16 protein-coding genes are annotated in these 17427 nt (G+C 61.1%); 12 read left to right on the plus strand and 4 right to left on the minus strand.

The window, feature by feature from the left end:
- Positions 1–112 precede the first annotated feature (112 nt).
- On the minus strand, positions 113–1288 hold the full coding sequence (locus ACR6A7_RS11090) for a benzoate/H(+) symporter BenE family transporter (protein WP_434124900.1): 1176 nt from the start codon (positions 1286–1288) through the stop codon (positions 113–115).
- 92 nt (positions 1289–1380) lie between these two features.
- On the opposite strand from ACR6A7_RS11090, the gene ACR6A7_RS11095 reads away from it, so the two are divergent.
- From ACR6A7_RS11095 to ACR6A7_RS11110, 4 genes are all read left to right on the plus strand, one after another.
- Positions 1381–1938, plus strand: a complete 558-nt coding sequence (locus ACR6A7_RS11095; RefSeq protein WP_033747303.1) for a helix-turn-helix domain-containing protein — start codon at positions 1381–1383, stop codon at positions 1936–1938.
- Positions 1939–2004: 66 nt separating this feature from the next.
- Positions 2005–2436 carry a MarR family winged helix-turn-helix transcriptional regulator gene (locus tag ACR6A7_RS11100; RefSeq protein WP_434124901.1) on the plus strand — a complete coding sequence of 144 codons (432 nt, stop codon included), beginning with the start codon at positions 2005–2007 and terminating at the stop codon, positions 2434–2436.
- A gap of 11 nt (positions 2437–2447) precedes the next feature.
- The gene (locus ACR6A7_RS11105) at positions 2448–3005 is read left to right on the plus strand and encodes an isochorismatase family protein (protein ID WP_434124902.1); all 558 of its coding nucleotides are present in this window, start codon (positions 2448–2450) and stop codon (positions 3003–3005) included.
- Between the two features lies 1 nt (position 3006).
- On the plus strand, positions 3007–4074 hold the full coding sequence (locus ACR6A7_RS11110; protein WP_434124903.1) for an AbrB family transcriptional regulator: 1068 nt from the start codon (positions 3007–3009) through the stop codon (positions 4072–4074).
- Positions 4075–4109: 35 nt separating this feature from the next.
- On the opposite strand, the gene ACR6A7_RS11115 is transcribed toward ACR6A7_RS11110, so the two are convergent.
- Both ACR6A7_RS11115 and pqqU read right to left on the minus strand, forming a co-directional pair.
- The gene (locus ACR6A7_RS11115; protein WP_434124904.1) at positions 4110–7025 is read right to left on the minus strand and encodes an autotransporter outer membrane beta-barrel domain-containing protein; all 2916 of its coding nucleotides are present in this window, start codon (positions 7023–7025) and stop codon (positions 4110–4112) included.
- Positions 7026–7291: 266 nt separating this feature from the next.
- Positions 7292–9403 (minus strand): TonB-dependent receptor PqqU, encoded by a 2112-nt coding sequence (pqqU, locus tag ACR6A7_RS11120; RefSeq protein WP_434124905.1) that lies wholly within the window; start codon positions 9401–9403, stop codon positions 7292–7294.
- A gap of 208 nt (positions 9404–9611) precedes the next feature.
- Between pqqU and ACR6A7_RS11125 the strand changes: the two genes are divergently transcribed.
- Together ACR6A7_RS11125 and ACR6A7_RS11130 are read left to right on the plus strand one after the other, a co-directional pair.
- A complete protein-coding gene (locus tag ACR6A7_RS11125; protein ID WP_434124906.1) occupies positions 9612–10475 on the plus strand; it encodes an NAD(P)-dependent oxidoreductase in 864 nt (287 codons plus the stop codon).
- 2 nt (positions 10476–10477) lie between these two features.
- Positions 10478–11260, plus strand: coding sequence for an AraC family transcriptional regulator (locus ACR6A7_RS11130; protein WP_434124907.1), 783 nt, complete (start codon positions 10478–10480; stop codon positions 11258–11260).
- On the opposite strand, the gene leuA is transcribed toward ACR6A7_RS11130, so the two are convergent.
- On the minus strand, positions 11181–12893 hold the full coding sequence (gene leuA, locus ACR6A7_RS11135) for a 2-isopropylmalate synthase (RefSeq protein WP_434124908.1): 1713 nt from the start codon (positions 12891–12893) through the stop codon (positions 11181–11183). The two genes, ACR6A7_RS11130 and leuA, sit on opposite strands and share 80 nt — an antisense overlap.
- A gap of 187 nt (positions 12894–13080) precedes the next feature.
- Here leuA and ACR6A7_RS11140 point away from each other — a divergent pair, with 187 nt between their 5' ends.
- The 6 genes from ACR6A7_RS11140 (at position 13081) to pqqB (ending at position 17427) form a co-directional block, all read left to right on the plus strand.
- Complete coding sequence (locus tag ACR6A7_RS11140) at positions 13081–14013, plus strand: ABC transporter substrate-binding protein (RefSeq protein WP_434124909.1); 933 nt, start codon at positions 13081–13083, stop codon at positions 14011–14013.
- 150 nt (positions 14014–14163) lie between these two features.
- Complete coding sequence (locus ACR6A7_RS11145; protein ID WP_434124910.1) at positions 14164–14346, plus strand: hypothetical protein; 183 nt, start codon at positions 14164–14166, stop codon at positions 14344–14346.
- Positions 14347–14355: 9 nt separating this feature from the next.
- Positions 14356–15132 carry a hypothetical protein gene (locus ACR6A7_RS11150; RefSeq protein WP_434124911.1) on the plus strand — a complete coding sequence of 259 codons (777 nt, stop codon included), beginning with the start codon at positions 14356–14358 and terminating at the stop codon, positions 15130–15132.
- 84 nt (positions 15133–15216) lie between these two features.
- Positions 15217–16236 (plus strand): dipeptidase, encoded by a 1020-nt coding sequence (locus ACR6A7_RS11155; RefSeq protein ID WP_434124912.1) that lies wholly within the window; start codon positions 15217–15219, stop codon positions 16234–16236.
- 148 nt (positions 16237–16384) lie between these two features.
- Positions 16385–16456, plus strand: coding sequence for a pyrroloquinoline quinone precursor peptide PqqA (pqqA, locus tag ACR6A7_RS11160; protein WP_010617686.1), 72 nt, complete (start codon positions 16385–16387; stop codon positions 16454–16456).
- 53 nt (positions 16457–16509) lie between these two features.
- Complete coding sequence (gene pqqB / locus ACR6A7_RS11165; RefSeq protein WP_434124913.1) at positions 16510–17427, plus strand: pyrroloquinoline quinone biosynthesis protein PqqB; 918 nt, start codon at positions 16510–16512, stop codon at positions 17425–17427.

Genomic DNA, 17427 nt, shown 5'->3' on the forward strand with positions numbered 1-17427 from the left:
GACGACTGGAGCGATTTTACGCGGAGCAACGCCAAATCAAACGCCGGAAAAAACGGTGATTAAGGGCGTTTTTCGCGCGCTGCGATAAAAAATGCGCAGCCTGTCTAGTCGGTTAAGCGCCGCGACGCGTCAGCACGGCATGCGCGACGAGGCCGCCGACCAGCCCCCAGAACGCCGCACCGATGCCGAACAGCGACAGGCCGGAGGCGGTGATCAGAAAGGTGATGGCGGCGGTGTCGCGCGTATCCGGCTCCGCCAGCGCGCGCGTCAGGCTGCCGCTGAGGGTAGAGAGCAGCGCCAGGCCAGCAAGGGTGGCGATCAGCGGCGACGGCAGCGCCACGAACAGCGCGGCGATAAGCGCGCCCGAGAGCCCGGCCAGCAGATAAAACAGACCGGCCAGCGCGGCGGCCATCCAGCAGCGGCGCGGGTCGGGATCGACCTCGTCGCCCATGCAGATGGCGGCGGTGATGGCGGCGATGCAGACGGAAAAACCGCCGAAGGGCGACAGCAGCAGGGCGACCAGCCCGGTCCAGCTCATCAGCGCGGAGACCGGCGGCTGATAGCCGTGCGCCTGCAGCGTGGCGACGCCCGGCGCGTTTTGTGACGCCATGGTGACAAGAAAGAAAGGCAGGCCGACGCCGAGCAGCGCGGTCAGGCCAAAGTGCGGCATGATGCCCTGCGGCAGCGCAACGCTCGCCATCTGCGCCGGAAAATGGATCGCGTGCCGGGCGAACGCCATCGCGACGCCCACCGCCAGGGTGGCCAGAATGGCGTAGCGCGCCAGCCAGCGCCGCGCCAGCAGCCAGGCGAGCAGCATCGCGCCGCACAGCACGGCGTCGTGCTCCAAGCCGGTAAAGGCCTCCAGCCCGAAGCGCAGCAGGATCCCGGCGAGCATCGCGGAGGCCAGCGCGGGCGGAATAACCTTCATCAGGCGCGCAAACAGGCCGGTGACGCCGCTCAGCACAATCAGCGCGTTAACGAAGATAAACACGCCGATCGCCTCATTGAGGGAGAGCCCGTGCAGGCTGGTGGCCAGCAGCGCCGCGCCGGGCGTAGACCAGGCGCAGAGGATCGGCATACGCGTCCAGAGCGACAGGCCCAGCGAACAGAGCCCCATCGCGATGCCCAGCATCGACAGCCAGCCGCCGATCTGCGTCGGCGAAGCGCCAGCGGCCTGCGCCGCCTGAAAAATAATGGCAGCTGAACTGCTGTAGCCGACCAGTACCGCGACGAAACCCGATACCAGCATGGGAAAAGAAAAGGCGGATCGCGCCGCTATGCTCTGCATAAAACCTCCGCTGTGCGTTATAGCGCACATGGTATCAGTGTGCGCTATAGCGCTCAAGTGCTACACTGCCGCCATGATTTCAGGAGAACCTCATGGAAAATCTGCATCAGCATCTTAGCGAGGCGCTGAAACAGCTGCGTCAGGCTAACGGCTGGAGCCTGACGCTGGCGGCGGAACGCACCGGCGTCAGCAAAGCGATGCTCGGCCAGATCGAGCGCGGCGAGTCCAGCCCGACGGTGGCAACCCTGTGGAAAATCGCCACCGGCTTTAACGTTCCTTTCTCTTTTTTCATTCAGGGCAACGGGTTGCAGAGCGGCGACAGCGCGCGCTTCAGCCAGCCCAACGCCCAGATGACGGTGCGGCCGCTGCTGCCTTACGACGCGCGACTGCGCTTCGATCTGCTGGCGGTCGAGCTGGCGGCGGGCGCGCAGAGCGACTCCTCGCCGCACGAGCAGGGCTGCGTCGAGCAGGTGGTGGTGATCGAGGGCGAACTGCTGCTCGGCACGGGGGGTGTCTGGCGTCGGCTACAGACGGGCGAAGCGCTGCAGTTCGCCGCTGACGTGGCACACAGCTACCGCAATCCGCTCGCCACGCCGCTGCGCTTTCACAGTCTGATCCACTACCTGCAGCGTCCAGACCTTACAAATTGATACGAAGGTAAACTACACAGTTTACCTTCGCATCTCTATACTGGCGCTAACGTAAGGAGAATGGCGATGAGCGAACTCACTGAAGCCGCCGCGGCGCTGCGCATGCTGACTGGCAAGCTAAGCCGTCGGCTGCGCGAATCTGCGCCGCCGGGCGATCTCACCTGGTCGCAGGTGTCGGTACTGGGTTATCTGGTACGCGACGGCGCGATGACCATCACCGAGCTGGCCGCCGCCGAAGGGGTGCGCAGCCAGTCGATGGGCGCGACCGTCGCCAGCCTGCTGGCGGCGGGCATGGTGCAGGGCGAAGCGGATCCGCTCGACGGCCGCAAAACCCGCTACTCGCCGACGTCAGCCGCCCGCACCCTGATCGCCGCCAACCGCGCGATGCGCGATGACTGGCTGGTGCGCGCCATCGACACCCGCCTCAGCGCCGACGAGCGCCAGCGGCTGATCGCCGCGATCCCCTTACTGCAACGACTTGCCGACAACGCATCCTGAGAGGACTTTTCATGGCTCTGACTACCCTTGATACCCATACCGCACTGATTATCATCGACCTGCAGCACGGCATTGTTCGCCTGCCGGTGGTGCATGAGCCACAGCCGGTGATCGACCGCTGCGCGCAGCTCGCCGCGGGTTTCCGCGCCCGCCAGCTGCCGGTGGTGCTGGTGAATGTCGCCGGCGGCGCGCCGGGCCGAAACGAGCAGGGCAGCCACAGCGGCGAACTGCCGGCCGACTGGGCGACGCTGGTGCCGGAGATGACGCCGCAGCCGGGCGATATCACCGTCACCAAGAAAACCTGGGGCGCCTTTCACCAGACCGATCTGCATGCTGAACTGCAGGCGCGCGGCGTGACTCAGGTGGTGATCTGCGGCATCGCCACCAGCATCGGCGTTGAATCTACCGCGCGCCAGGCGTATGAGTTAGGTTACAACGTCACCCTGGCCACCGACGCCATGACCGATCTCAATCTCGACACCCATAACAACAGCGTGAAGCTGATCTTCCCGCGCCTGGGCGAAACCGGCACCAGCGCCGAAGTGCTGACGCTGGTCGACGCACGCTAATATGGCGTCGGCGCAGGCGGGCCTGGGGCGCTGGGCTGGGCTGATCCTCAGCTCGGCGGGGCTGGTGGCGGTGCTGGAGTGGCTGCATATTCCGGCCGCGCTGCTGCTTGGCCCGATGTTTGCCGCTATCGGCTTCGCTGCCTCCGGCCGCACGCTGAAAATCGCGCGGCCGCTGTTCAACAGCGCGCAGGCGACGGTGGGTGCGATGATCGCCGCGGCGATCCCCGCCACGATATTTCATGAAATCGCCAACGACTGGCCGCTGTTTGTGCTCTGCGTCGGCTCGGTGATCGTCGCCAGCCTGGCGCTTGGCGGCCTGCTGGCGCGCTTCCGCGTGCTGCCGGGCTCGACCGCCATCTGGGGCTCGTCGCCCGGCGCGGCGACCGCCATGACCCTGATGGCGGAGAGTTTCGGCGCCGACGTGCGCCTCGTCGCCTTTATGCAGTATCTGCGCGTGATGATGGTGGCGCTGGTCGCCACGCTGGTGACGCGCTTCTGGGTTGGCGGAAGCGATACCCCGACAGCGTCGCCCGCGCTGAATCTCTTCGCGCCGTTCGCGCCGATCTCATTTCTGTTTACGCTGCTGACCATCGCCGCAGGCGTGCTGGCGGCGCGGCTGCTGCGCATTCCCGCCGGGCCGATGCTGATGACGCTGATTGTCGCCTCGCTGGCGCAGGATCTCGGCGGCCTCGATATCACGCTGCCGAAGTGGCTGCTGGCGCTGGCCTACGCCTTCGTGGGCTGGGGCATCGGCCTGCGCTTCAGCGCCGATATCCTGCGCTACGCGGCGCACGCCTTTCCGCGCGTGCTGCTGTCAGTGCTGACGCTGATCGCCATCTGCGGGCTGTTCGCCTTTCTGCTGGTGGAGTTTGCCGGTATCGATCCGCTGACCGCCTATCTGGCGACCAGTCCGGGCGGCGCCGATTCGGTGGCGATTATCGCCGCGTCGAGCAACGTCGATATGCCGTTTGTAATGGCGATGCAGACCGGGCGCTTTATCGTGGTGATGTTCACCGGCCCGATTTTGTCGCGCTGGATCGCCAACTGGATGGCGCGGCGACCTGACTGAAACGACCCCGCCATGCGGCGGGGTATGAGGGGACATCAGAAGGTAAAGCGGTAACCTGCATTGACCTGTCGCTGATTGAAGCGGTGCCCCGTTGACGCGTCTGCTTCAAGGTAGAGATTATGGTTGCCCAGGCTTGCGCTAACGCCCAGCCCATTATTCCACCAGTTGCCACGAAAATTATTCTCCTCCGCAGAACCGTTAAGCAGATAGGCAGGACGAGCAGTAAATTCTCTGACCACGCCCGTTTTTAAATAGAGGTTGAGGCTGCCAGCGGAGGTTTGCTGAGTGAAGCCAGCCAGCGTCGACGCTCTTGCCATAACCGAATCATAATCATGGAATGACACCGTCAATCCGTTAGTGGCTTTAATCTGCGTGCCTTTTTGTCGACCGGCAGAGAGCTGGAGCTGCGGTTCAATATAAAAACCTTGCTGGTCAGGTGAAAAGGTAAAGCGCTTACCCGCTTCAACCGAGGCATGCAGTCCGTTGGTTTTAGCGGCACCGTTAACAGGATTATTCTGGCTGTCCTTAACGTTAAATGCATTACTCATTCGGTTATATTTAATAAACTGATCGATATAGAAGCCATTCTCGCCCACCCAGGTTAAGTAAGCGCCGAAATGCTGGGATTTTGCCGTGCCGCTGCCGCCACGGCTGTAATGGGGCGAGGCGCTGGTTTCTCCCATAAAGAGCCCGCCAAACAGCTTAGTGCCTTCCATCAGGTTTTTATCCACGCCGAACTGATAGCCGCTATAGCTCATGCTGAACTGGCTCAGTTTTCCGCCGGGGAACGCACTAAATTTGCCGCCGTAGCCTTTTAGCCAGACGTTACCCTGGCTCTCACTCTGGCGAATGTCACCCAGGCGCTGGAGTAAGGTCTGGTTTTCAGCATAGGTGAGCAAATAGCCGATTTGTAAATAATTCGCGCCTGCGTCAGCGGTGGTGGTAATGACGTTATGATTTCCTGCGCCAGGTTGAGGTGGCGTAACGACGGCGTCAGCAGGGGGAGCGGGATCAACGGGGGTGACAGAGTCAACGGGGGTGACAGAGTCAACGGGGGTGACAGAGTCAACGGGGGTGACGGTGTCAGCAGGCGGAACAGTATCAGCAGGCGGAACGGGATCGGCTGGGGTAACAGGGGCGACGGGCGCGGTGCCGGCGGCGTAAAGCTCCCAGTTGGTTCCTGCCTGGCGCACCTGATAAAGGTAACCGCCCAGTTCGACATCTGACTTAGACGAAAAGCTCGCCTGACCATCCGGCGTTTCAACAACGGTCAGTCTCTCGTTGCCGGTTGTGGCCAGGCTGCCACGGTTAACGAATGACAGCGAATAATCCCCTTCACTGCTATTGGTCACGATGAGTTTATCCCCGGCATTATTGACACCGTCGCCATCACCGACCAGGTCGACGCGCAGGGTGAAATCACCGCTTCCCTTTAAGTCAGCAACGGTTAAGGTGGTATAGCTGGCTGTACTGTTGCTCTGCGTAAAATCGACGCGACTTTGGTTTAGCGCCAGCAGGTCGAGAACTGATGTGTCGCTGACGCGCCACGTACTTTCATTAAGCGAGGCATTCAAGTAACCGCCGTTGAGGTTATCGCTATACGCGCTGCCCGTCCAGGTAGAGCCGGGTTGCAGGGTCATATCAATTTGACCGCCATTTGATAAGACGGAGCCTGTCATATCCAGCTTGCCATTGGCATTGATGCGGCTGGTGGCATAGCCGTCAGTGTAGGCTGCTGCAAGCGCATAGAATTCAGGCGATGGCATCGTAATGGTGAGGTCGCCGGTGAGATCCACTTTGCCTCCCGCCATGGAGGTCACTGCGGCACGCTGCTGGGTTCCACTTTCAATTGAGAGATTATGACCGGTGATGGTGCCTCCAAACAGCGCCCATAATCCCATATCGCTGCTGACGATATCTGTCTCAGCAAGATTCACCGTCGAGTTTGAGGTCTGCGCAGAGGCGCCATAAGAGCCTCCCGCATTGAGAGTATTGCGCTGCTCCGCCGTACCTGAATAATTAATGACGGCATTGGTGCCGCTTGCCACAATACCGCCAGCCCTGGCTGAAGTGACATGGCTGTCTGCACCGATATTCACCAGGCTGCTGCCCCGGGTTTCAATGCCTATGGCTGACTCCCCGGTCGTCGTCACCGAAAGATTCTCTGCCGTTAACTCGCCAAAGTTCCAGATGCCGGTCGCGCCGATTCCTGATGTCGTAAGCGTACTGCCCGTTCCAAGATTGACCTGCACATTTTCCTGTAACTCAACGCCGTAAGAATAATCCCCCTGCGTGGTGACCGATAAATGACTGGCTGACAGCGTTGATGGTTTTTTCGTTGTGCCATTCAGGGCATCAATGGTAATCCCGTTACTTCTGTTGCCACTGGTCGAAATTGAACTGTTTTCGCCGAGGCTGGCGCTACTGCCCTGATTGTTAACAGCAAATCCAGTGCCATAGTCGCCCGTGGTCGTAACGGTGAGCTCGCTGGCGGTGAGTGAGGAGCCGTTGCTAACGGAGATGCCGTTCGCATTAATGTTGCCTGTGCCTGTGGTATTAACCACGCTGTGAGTGCCTAAATCCGCGGTAATATTGTCGCCCCAGAGGGTAATGCCATTCGCACTTTTTCCTGTGACGTTAACCGTCAGGCTATTAGCGGTTAAGGTACTATTGTCACCCAGGATATTAATGCCGCGCGCAAAATTATCTTTATCGGTCACGTTAATAGTGGCGTTGTTAGCTAAATCTATCTCTCCCGTTTCCCGGTAGGGATTTATTATTCCATAAAGCCCGCCCGAATAAAGCGCATCACCGGTAAGTATATCGCCATCGTTCAGCTTAATATTTGCTCCGCTCATACTGCCTGTTTCGGCGCCAGAGGCATTTCCCGTTAAAATAAAGGCGATGAATATTGTCAGCGGCTTGAATCCGCTTTTAATTACGCTTTTCATTAAAACACTCCATTGTATTTATGATGAGGTAACCTGTTGCGTTGCTCAGGGGGTATTTTATTAGCTGCTCAGCTGGCAATAATTTATCAGTTTGATGGCAATTTAATGGGGAAATGTTGGCAAAGGCTGGCGTGAATTGTTGTTAATTTGGAATGGGTTTTTATTTTATGTTTTTGGGGTGTTAGAAAGACAGGAGAGATCGCGAAAATTCTTATTATTGATAAAAGAGAGGTTATGGTCGGCTTCAAAGAAGCCGACCATAACGCTTAATTAAAGCGGTAACTCGCCGTTATACCCACGCTGTAATTGCGACCCGGTGCCGGCTCAAAGTAGCGGCCGTTGCCTTCGTTAACGATCACCGAGCCGATGTAGTTGCGGTCGAAGAGGTTATCGACGCGGCCGAAGAGATCGAGCGTCCAGTTCTGCACCAGCCATTTGTAGCCGCTGTTAAGCGCCGCGACGGTATAGGCGGGCGCCTTCACGTCGTTTTCGTCATCGGCGGCGATATTGCTCATATAGCGCATCTCCGCGCCCGCATAAAAGCCCTGTTCCGGTGCGTAGGCCAGTGTGGCGTAGAGCATATTGCGCGCAATGCCGGGAATGCGGTTGCCGTCACAGCTCGCGTCGCCGCAGGCGTTGCTGCGATAGCGCGCGTCGAGCAGCGTCCAGGCCGCCTTCGCGCGCCAGTCGGCGGCGAACTGCTGATCTATACCCAGCTCCAGGCCGCGCCGCCGGGTTTCGCCGGCGTTTTTGTAGGTGGTGCGGCCGCCGAGGCTGGTATCGGTCACGATCTCATTTTGGGTGTCGGTCTGGAACAACGCGGCGGTGACCAGGCCGTTGCCGATGCGTTTTTTGGTGCCCAGCTCGACCGTGTCGCTGGTGGCCGGTTTCAGGCCGGTATTCAGGCCGGTTTCGCCGTCGGCGCGGTAGGAGAGCTCGTTAATGGTCGGGGTTTCAAAGCCGCGGCCCGCCGAGAGATAGGCGTTCCAGCTGCTGTCGATAGCGTACTTCAGCGACGCGGCGGGCAGCCATTTGTGGTAGCGCGCGTCGCCGCTGTCGTCGCCGTTGGCGGCGGTAATATAGTTGTCGTTGGCGTCGAAATTAACCGTGCTGTAGCGCAGCCCGGCGTCCAGCGACCAGCTGTCGGTAAGCTGCCAGGCGGTCTGCAGGTAGGGATCCAGGTTCCACATCAGGTTGCGTTCGTTACGGCGAATGTCCCCCTTCACGCCGAGGTCGCTGCCGCTGAAGTTTTCGAATCCCTTGCGGCGCTCGGTCAGGGTTTCGTAGTCGAGGCCGCCAGTCAGCGTCACCGGCACGCTGAACAGGCTGTCGCGGTGGGTCCAGCGCGTGTCGATGCCCTGATAGTGGCGCGTCAGGTCGATAACGCCGCCAGGATGCTTCGGGCTGAGCTGCACATTTTTCGGGATCGACTGATACTGGGTAGTTTCGCGGATCCCGGCGTACATCATTACGCTGAGATCGTCGTTTTCGCCCATCTGGCGCTGATAGTGCAGGCCGCCCTGGGTCTGATCCACGGTTTTACGCGTGTTGTAGAGCGTGACGTTGCTGACCACCTGGCGCGGGTTGGCGCGCCACTGATCCGGCGTCAGGCCGCCGGGATCCTGCGCCTCGATGTGCACGCTGTTGAACAGCAGCGTCAGGGTGCTGACGTCGTCAATGCGCACTCCCAGCTTCGCGTTGCCGAGGTTCTTCTGCGCCTCGCTGTGGTCGCGGTAGCCGTGCGTGGTAAAGCGCGAGGCGGAAACGGTGTAGTTGACGTCGCCCGCCTGGGTGCCGTCGCCGGTCGCGCCGCTCGCCTTGACGCTGTTGCGCCAGCTGCCGTAACTGCCGTACCAGCTGCCTGCTTCCAGCGTCGCTGGCTGCTGGCCGGTCTGGGTGTCAACGTTAATTACGCCGCCCGAGGCGTTGCCGTAGAGCGCGGAAAAGGGGCCGCGCAGCACCTCGATATGGTCGATCGAGCCGATATCGATATTGGAGGTTTGGCCCTGGCCGTCGGGCATGGTGGCGGGAATGCCGTCGACGTAGAGGCGCAGCCCGCGCACGCCGTAGGTAGAGCGCGAACCAAACCCGCGCACCGAGAGCTGCAGATCCTGGGCGTAATTCTGCCTGTTCTGGATTTGCAGGCCCGGCACGCTGCCGAGATTTTCCGACAGATTGACGCGCGGCGCGGCCTGGCGCATATCCTCGCCGTTGACCACGCTGACCGCGGCGGGCGTATCGAGCTCAGAGAGGCCGGTTTGCGCCGGCGCGGCGCTGACCACCATGGTCGCGCTGCCGTTATCCTCAGCCGCCAGCAGGGGCAGCGGCAGCATAGCAGGCAGCAGCACGCCGACCTGTCGCAGTGATGCAATTTTCATGAATGAAAGACCGTTATTAAGAGATGAAATGAACCAAGCGGGACATTGCGCGCGTATGTTACGGCTTTTTACGATTATTTGAAAAGCGTAAATAATAAGGGGGTTTTATGCGAAGTTCAGCGTTGAAAAATGTTTTTACCGACTGGATTTTTCGGGACTTTCCCTTCAGTGTTAAATGCTTAGTTCCCGGATAACCAGAGGAGTCAGAATGAGTCAACAACCTGCCGTCGCCGTATTAGGGTTAGGCGCCATGGGGCACGCGTTTGCCGCCAACCTGCTGAAAAAAGGCTTTACCGTCTATGGCTGGAACCGCACGCGGGCGCGCGGCGAAGATCTGATTGCCTCCGGCCTGACGCTGAGCGACAGCCCGGAAGCGGCGGTGCGCGACGCTGACGTGGTTATCGCCATGCTCGCCGACGGCGACACCACGGAAAAAACGCTGCACCAGGTGAAAGAGGCGCTGAAGCAGGGCGCGACCTTCGCGCAGATGGGCACCATCGGCGTTGAGAAAACCGACGCCCTGATCGCCTGGTTCGCCAGCGAGCGCCCGGACGTAACCTTTATCGACGCGCCGGTTTCCGGCACCAAAGCGCCAGCCGAAAATGCGCAGATTCTGGTGATGGCCAGCGGCGATCGGACGCGCGCGCAGGCGGCGGAAACGGTCTTCGCCGCGATTGGCAAAGGCACGCAGTGGCTGGGCGAGGCGGGCAAATCGTCGCGCATGAAGCTGGTGGTCAACAGCTGGCTGATCGGCCTGATGCAGAGCCTGGCGGAGAGCACGCGCCTGGCGGAGGAGTTTGGCTTCAGCACCGACGACCTCTGGAAGGTGCTGGACGGCGGCCCGCTGGCGGCGCCTTACGCCAGAGCGAAGCTCGCGATGATCGCCAGTGAAGATTTCACCCCGCAGATGAGCCTGGTGTGGGCGCTGAAAGATGCGAAGCTGGCGTTAGAGGCGAAGGGCGACGCGAAGCTGCCCGCGCTGGAGCAGATCGCCGCACTCTGGCAGCAGGCGGTGGACGCCGGCTACGGCGAGCAGGATCTGGCGGCGATCCATCGCTACCTGAAGGAATAATCGTGACGGCGCGGCTGTCGTTCGATTTCACCTCTCGTCCGCTGGTCTCTTACGCCCATGACTATGCGCACGGCGAAAGTGAACCCTGGCATCACCACAGCTGCGCACAGCTCATTCATACGCTGAGCGGCGTAGTGCGCGTTGATACCGCGCAGGGCAGCTGGATCGTTCCGCCGGGCCGCGGCGTCTGGCTGCCTGCCTATACGCGCCATGCGCTGCAGATCACCGGTCCGGTTGCTGCGCGCACCTTATTCGTCGATCCGCTGGCGCGTGCCGACCTGCCCGCCAGCTGTCAGGTAGTGCCGGTATCGCCGCTGCTGCGTGAGCTGATCGTCAGCGCGCTGCCCCTGCCGGAGGTTTACGCACCCGGCAGCCGCAGCGAGCATATCTATGAGCTGATTCTCGATGAGCTGCGCGGCCTGGACGTGCTGCCGTTCAATCTGCCAGAGCCGCAGAGCGCCCGGCTGCAAAGCCTCTGCCGCGCCATCCAGCAGGCGCCGGGAGATCGCTGGACGCTGGAGGAGGGGGCGCGGCGGCTAAACCTCTCCAGCCGCACCCTGGCGCGCCACTTTCAGCGCGAGACGGGGCTGCATTTCAGCGACTGGGTGCGTCGCGCGCGCCTGGTCATCGCCCTGACCCGGCTGGCGCAGGGCGAGTCGGTGCTGGGCGTGGCGCTCGATCTCGGCTATGACAGCCCCAGCGCCTTCAGCGCAATGTTTCGTCGCCTGCTGGGGGTGGCGCCTGCCGCCTATTTTCCTCAGGCAGAGAGGCCGTCGCCGCGTTAAGCAGCGCCTGTACCGAGGCGCGGGCGATATCGCTGTGGATACTGACGCCCCAGGCGCGCTCGCCCAGGCTATTCAGGCAGCAGACGTAGGCGACCGAACGGCTGTCGCTGCGTTTGCCCAGCGTATGCTCGTGGTAATCCGCTATCGTCAGCTCCAGACCCAGCGCGCGGCGCAGCGCATCCACCGCCGCCGACAGCAGGCCGTTACCGCTGCCGCGCAGGCGGCGCATGCCGCCGTTTATCTCCAGGCTCGCCTCAAGCCGCGTCATTTCGCCGTCGCTTCGGCTTTCCGCCTCCAGCAGCCTCAGCGTCGGCTGCTCTACGCCGTAGTGCAGGCAGAAGCTGCGCCAGATGGCGCGCTGCGTCATCTCCTTGCCGTGGCGGTCCGTCTCTTGCTGCACCCGCTGGCTGAAATCCTGCATCAGCGCACGCGGTAGCGTCAGGCCATGGTTTTGCTCCAGCAGCCAGGCGGCGCCGCTCTTGCCCGACTGGCTGTTGACGCGGATCACCGCCTCATAGCTGCAGCCGATATCGGCCGGATCGATCGTCAGATAAGGCATCTGCCAGATGGTCTCCTGCCGCTGCTGACGGAGGGCGAACCCTTTGCGGATCGCATCCTGATGCGAACCGGAAAAAGCGGTGAACACCAGCTCGCCCGCATAAGGATGACGCGGATGCACCGGCAGCTGGTTGCAGCGCGTCACCACCTCCGTCACCTTGCTGATATCGCTGAAATCGAGATGAGGTGCGATCCCCTGGCTGTAGAGATTCAGCGCCAGCGTGACGAGATCGACGTTGCCGGTGCGCTCGCCGTTGCCGAACAGGCAGCCTTCAACGCGATCCGCGCCCGCCAGCATCGCCAGCTCCGCGCAGGCGGTGCCGGTGCCGCGGTCATTATGGGGATGGACGCTAATACAAACGGCATCGCGGCGGCTGAAGTGACGGCAAAAATATTCAATCTGATCGGCATAGACGTTCGGAGTATTGACCTCCACGGTCGCAGGCAGATTGACGATCATCGGCCGGGCGGCGCAGGGCTGCCAGATATCCGCGACCGCCTCGCAGATCGCCAGCGCAAATTCCGGTTCGGTAAAACAGAAGGTTTCCGGGGAGTATTCGAAGGTCCAGTGGGTTTCAGGCCGGGCGTCGCAGCCCTCGCGGATCTGGCGCGCGCCCGCACAGGCCAGCGCGACGATCTCCGCCTGGCTCTGGCCGAACACCCGTTCGCGAAACAGCGGCGCAGTGGCGTTATAGAGATGCAGAATAGCGCGCGGTGCGCCCTGCAACGCCTCAAAAGTGCGGGCGATAAGCGCTTCGCGCGCCTGCGTCAGCACCTGAATCGTGACCCCTTCGGGGATGCGGCGCTGCTCAATCAGATCGCGCACAAATTGAAAATCGGTTTGCGATGCCGCGGGAAAGGCGACCTCTATCTCTTTGAAGCCGCAGGCCAGCAGCAGATCCCAAAACGCCAGCTTGCGTTCTGCGTCCATCGGCTCCGCCAGCGCCTGATTACCGTCGCGTAAGTCGGTGGAAAGCCAGCGCGGCGCCTTTGTCAGCTGGCGATCTGGCCACTGACGATCGGGCAGGGCGATAACGGGAAAAGCGCGGTACTTCTCGGTGGGTTGCGTCAGCATAAAACCTCCTTGATGGTGTCAACGCAGTCTGCCGTGTCGCACCGCGCCGCCGCGCGCGCAAAAATGACAACCGATAACGCAAAAGCGACAGCCTTATGCGGCCGCTGGCTAACCTCATGCGGAATCGGCATCGGCGTTTCTCAACGTCCGGTTTATGCTGGTTTTTTTTGCGCCAGGAGAAAACAGGATGAAATACCATGCTCTTTATATCGCGCTTGCGCTGGCCAGCGCCTCCTCTGCGCAGGCCGTCACGCTGCGCATCGCCGATCAGAAAGGCAATATGCGCGCCGAGATGACGGCGGCGCATCAGCTCGACAAGCTAAGCTACGCTATCGAGTGGGTGGAGTTTCCCGCCGCCGCGCCGCTGGCGGAGGCGCTTAATGCGGGCGCGGTGGACGCGGGCATTATCGGCGACGCGCCGCTGCTCTTTTCGCTCGCCGCCGGCTCGCAGGTGAAAGCGGTGGCGGTCAGCAAATCGGTGCCTGCCGGTCTGGCGGTACTGGTGCGGCCCGATTCGTCCATCAAAACCGCCGCCGATCTCAAAGGAAAAAGCATCGCCACCGGACGCGGCTCTATCGGCCATTTTCAGGCGCTGAAAACCCTGGAGCAGGCGGGCCTGAGCGATAAGGATGTCAGCTGGCGCTTTCTGCAGCCTGCCGACGCGCGTATTGCGCTGTCTACCGGTGCGGTAGACGCCTGGGCGACCTGGGATCCCTATACCGCGTTGGCGGAAGTGACCCAGAGCGGGCGCATACTGGTCAACGGCGTAGGGCTCTCGACCGGCAACAGCTTCCTGGCCGCCACCGACGGCGCCATCAACGATAGCGAAAAGCGCGCTGCGCTACAGGACTACGTCAACCGGCTGGCGGCGGCGGATCGCTGGGCCAACAGCCATGTCGCCGACTACGCGCAGACGCTGGCGAAAATTATCGGCTTTCCACCGGCGGCAGCGGAAAAAGCGTTTTCGCGCCGCCAGTCGCACTGGCAGAGCATTGACGACCAGACGGTGCGGCAGCAGCAGGAGACCGCCGACTTTTACCAGAAATATGGCCTGATCCAGCGGCCGCTCGAGGTGAAGCCGACCTTTTATCGCGGCCTGACGGTGGCGCAGGGCGGTTAAATCAGGATGCGGTTGCGCGCCCGCGCAAAACAGCGTAGAAAACGGAACAAGGAATGTTTGCAGCGGCTGAGGTATACTCAACAGGGTGCAACCGCTCAGGTTGCCGCACCGTTAAGGCGAGGTGGAAAAATGAACAGGCTAAAAAGGTTAATGGGCACGTGGTTCGCCGCACCGGATAAGTTTATGCGCGGCTTAACCAATGAAGATCTTCGCTACTCCGATCAAGATAAGCTGATCCTCGACGTTAACGGCAACGCCCGTCTGAATATGAATAACCCGGAGGTCGGCAGAGCGATGCGCGCCCGTATGGAAGAGCTGGCGCAAAAACCTTAAGGACGTGTAATGGGACCGCTGGTCATTATGGTCGTACTGGTCTGCGGCTACTGGTATACGGAAAACCACTACCCCTCGCGCACGCGGCAGGCGCGCTCAAGCGGCTGGCTCGCCTATTTTTACGTGGCGATGCACGGCGCCAAATTTGCCCTTCAGGGCTTCTCCGGCGTGGCGCTGCTCTACCTGGCGCTTTTTCTGCTCAGCCTGCTGCTCTCTCTTCCCCATCTCTTTTTCACAGGCTATGCCGTGCAGGATTATTACTCCTGGCTAACCCATACCACCCTGATGAACTATCCGCTCTTTTTCGAGCTGGGGCTGGCGCTCGCCGCGCTGCGCGCCTGGCGCGCGGGCGAAGCGGCACGGCGCGCGATGCGAGACGGGAAAAGCAGCATGGCGGAATACCGGAAAGTCGCGCGGGAAGATGGCATGGAGTCGCTGCTGCTGCAGGCGATCGAAGAAGAGAAGCTGGTGTTCGTGACGCTGAAATCGCGCAAGGTCTATATCGGCTACGTCGCCGCGCCGCGCATCGAACACACGCAAACGGAGCATCTGGCGCTTATACCCTATATCAGCGGCTATCGCGACAAAGAGACGCTGCGCTTTTGCGAGCAGCACCGCTACTATGAGCTCTATCTGGCGCAAAACATCACCCCCGATTCCCAGCCCCTTAACCTGCAGCACTTCAGGCATCTGATTCCCATGGCGGAGGTCGAGGCGGTTTCGCTGTTTGACGTCGCGACCTACAAGATTTTTGACCAGTTCTCGGTTGCGCCGCAGTCAGAGTAACCATTCGTGCCCTCTGATTTGGCGTTTATCCCGCAGCCGCGTAACATAGCGCGATGTTGAGTTCTTTAAGCGCTTATTTCTCCGATGTTAACTTTTGATGGCCATAACGATCTGCTGCTCAATCTGTGGCTGCATCATCGCGACGCGCCGGTCGACGCCTTCTTTAATGGCATCGAACGCGGCCAGCTCGATTTTCCACGCATGCGTCAGGGCGGCTTTTTCGGCGGCCTGTTCGCTATCTTCGTGCCGCCGCAGGCCTATATCGCCCAGATGGCGCCGCACCTTGCCGAGACGCTTTATCAGCCGCTGGAGATCATGTGGCAGCAGCTGGACATTCTCACGCAGATCGCCGAGCAGTCGCAGGGCCGGGCGCGGCTGTGCCGCAGCGCCGCCGAGATTGTCGCCTGCCGCGACGCGGGCGTGCTGGCGCTGGTGGCCCATATCGAAGGCGCGGACGCGCTGGACGAAGAGGGCGAACAGCTACAGGCGTTTTACGCTGCCGGCGTGCGCAGCATCGGGCCCTTCTGGAATCTGCCTAACCGCTTCGGCGTCGGCGTGATCGGCGGCTTTCCCGGCTCGCCGGACAGCGGGCCCGGCCTGACCGAGGCTGGCAAAGCGCTGATTAAACAGGCCAGCGCGCTAAATATGCTGATCGACGTGTCGCATATGAACGAAAAAGCGTTCTGGGATACCGCCGCGCTCTCCCGCTCGCCGCTGGTGGCAACCCACTCCAATGCCCATGCGCTCTGCGCCCAGCCGCGCAACCTGACCGATGCGCAGCTGGGCGCTATTCGCGACAGCGGCGGCCTGGTCGGCATCAACTTCGGCAATGCGTTTCTGCGCGCCGACGGCAAGCGCGACGGTAATACGCCGCTGGGCGACATCGTCAGGCACTACGAACGGCTCATAATGATAATGGGCAGCGATCGGGTGGGATTCGGCTCCGATTTTGACGGCATCTCCGTGCCAGACGCGCTAAAAGATGTGGCGGGACTGCCGCGTCTGTTCGCGGCATTCCGCGATGCGGGCTATGATCAGGATCGGCTGGAGAAGCTCGCCTCGGATAACTGGCTGCGCGTGCTGCGCCAGGTCTGGCAGGGCTGACTGATTTCCTTAACATTTGCGGGTTGATCTCGATGCGCCGTTAGCGCACCATCAGCCCGCCTAAAATTGCGTGCATAATCACTGGATTGTTTACGTAATGATGCCTGACGGGTATCGCTTTGTTCATTCACCTTAGAGGAAGACTATTATGTGGAAAAAACCTGAATTTGTTGACTTACGTCTCGGTCTGGAAGTAACGCTCTACATCTCCAACCGTTAATATTCATGCCCGCCAGCTGCGCGGGCATTTTGTTTCAACGCCGGGTTTCTCCTATGTTCATCAAAGTCCTTGGATCCGCCGCTGGCGGCGGTTTTCCTCAGTGGAACTGCAACTGCGCTAACTGTCAGGGCGTGCGCGAGGGCACCCTTCAGGCCAGCCCGCGTACGCAGTCCTCGATTATTCTCAGCGACGACGGCGAAAACTGGGTGTTATGCAACGCCTCGCCGGACATCAGCCAGCAGATCGCCCATACGCCTGAACTGATAAAAAAAGGGGTGCTGCGCGGCACCGCCATCGGCGCCATTATTCTTACCGACAGCCAGATCGATCACACCACCGGCCTGCTCAGCCTGCGCGAAGGCTGCCCGCATCAGGTCTGGTGCACGCCGGAGGTGCACGCCGATCTCTCCAGCGGTTTTCCGGTGTTCACCATGCTGAAGCACTGGAACGGCGGGCTACAGCATCGTCCCATCGCGCCGCTGGAGCCGTTCAGCGTCGACGTCTGTCCGAACCTGCGCTTTACCGCTATCCCCATCCTCAGCAACGCGCCGCCTTACTCGCCATACCGCGGCCGTCCGCTGCCGGGACACAACGTGGCGCTGTTTATTGAGGACCTCGCCAGCAAGCAGACGCTGCTCTATGCGCCTGGCCTCGGCGAGCCGGACGCGGTGATTATGCCCTGGCTGCAGAAGGCGGATTGCCTGCTGATCGACGGCACCGTCTGGAAAGATGACGAGCTGCAGGCCACCGGGGTCGGCACCAACACCGGCAAGGCGATGGGCCACCTGGCGCTCTCTGAAGAGCAGGGGCTAATGGCGCTGCTCGCCTCGCTGCCGGCGAAACGCAAGATCCTTATTCACATTAACAACACCAATCCGATCCTCAACGAGCAGTCGCCGCAGCGCCAGTTTCTGACGCAGCAGGGCATTGAAGTTAGCTGGGACGGCATGGCGATTCATCTTCAGGAGTGA

It is taken from the genome of Pantoea phyllosphaerae (genome assembly GCF_051025595.1).
Taxonomy (GTDB): Bacteria; Pseudomonadota; Gammaproteobacteria; order Enterobacterales; family Enterobacteriaceae; genus Pantoea.

Excerpts from the sequence above, each read along its gene's own strand:
- ACR6A7_RS11100 (WP_434124901.1), top strand. The coding sequence starts at position 2,005 with ATGAGCGAACTCACTGAAGCCGCCGCGGCGCTGCGCATGCTGACTGGC.
- ACR6A7_RS11110 (WP_434124903.1), top strand. The coding sequence starts at position 3,007 with ATGGCGTCGGCGCAGGCGGGCCTGGGGCGCTGGGCTGGGCTGATCCTC.
- ACR6A7_RS11155 (WP_434124912.1), top strand. The coding sequence starts at position 15,217 with ATGTTAACTTTTGATGGCCATAACGATCTGCTGCTCAATCTGTGGCTG.
- ACR6A7_RS11140 (WP_434124909.1), top strand. The coding sequence starts at position 13,081 with ATGAAATACCATGCTCTTTATATCGCGCTTGCGCTGGCCAGCGCCTCC.
- ACR6A7_RS11150 (WP_434124911.1), top strand. The coding sequence starts at position 14,356 with ATGGGACCGCTGGTCATTATGGTCGTACTGGTCTGCGGCTACTGGTAT.
- ACR6A7_RS11115 (WP_434124904.1), bottom strand. The coding sequence starts at position 7,025 with ATGAAAAGCGTAATTAAAAGCGGATTCAAGCCGCTGACAATATTCATC.
- ACR6A7_RS11090 (WP_434124900.1), bottom strand. The coding sequence starts at position 1,288 with ATGCAGAGCATAGCGGCGCGATCCGCCTTTTCTTTTCCCATGCTGGTA.
- leuA (WP_434124908.1), bottom strand. The coding sequence starts at position 12,893 with ATGCTGACGCAACCCACCGAGAAGTACCGCGCTTTTCCCGTTATCGCC.
- ACR6A7_RS11095 (WP_033747303.1), top strand. The coding sequence starts at position 1,381 with ATGGAAAATCTGCATCAGCATCTTAGCGAGGCGCTGAAACAGCTGCGT.
- ACR6A7_RS11105 (WP_434124902.1), top strand. The coding sequence starts at position 2,448 with ATGGCTCTGACTACCCTTGATACCCATACCGCACTGATTATCATCGAC.
- pqqU (WP_434124905.1), bottom strand. The coding sequence starts at position 9,403 with ATGAAAATTGCATCACTGCGACAGGTCGGCGTGCTGCTGCCTGCTATG.
- pqqB (WP_434124913.1), top strand. The coding sequence starts at position 16,510 with ATGTTCATCAAAGTCCTTGGATCCGCCGCTGGCGGCGGTTTTCCTCAG.
- ACR6A7_RS11145 (WP_434124910.1), top strand. The coding sequence starts at position 14,164 with ATGGGCACGTGGTTCGCCGCACCGGATAAGTTTATGCGCGGCTTAACC.
- ACR6A7_RS11125 (WP_434124906.1), top strand. The coding sequence starts at position 9,612 with ATGAGTCAACAACCTGCCGTCGCCGTATTAGGGTTAGGCGCCATGGGG.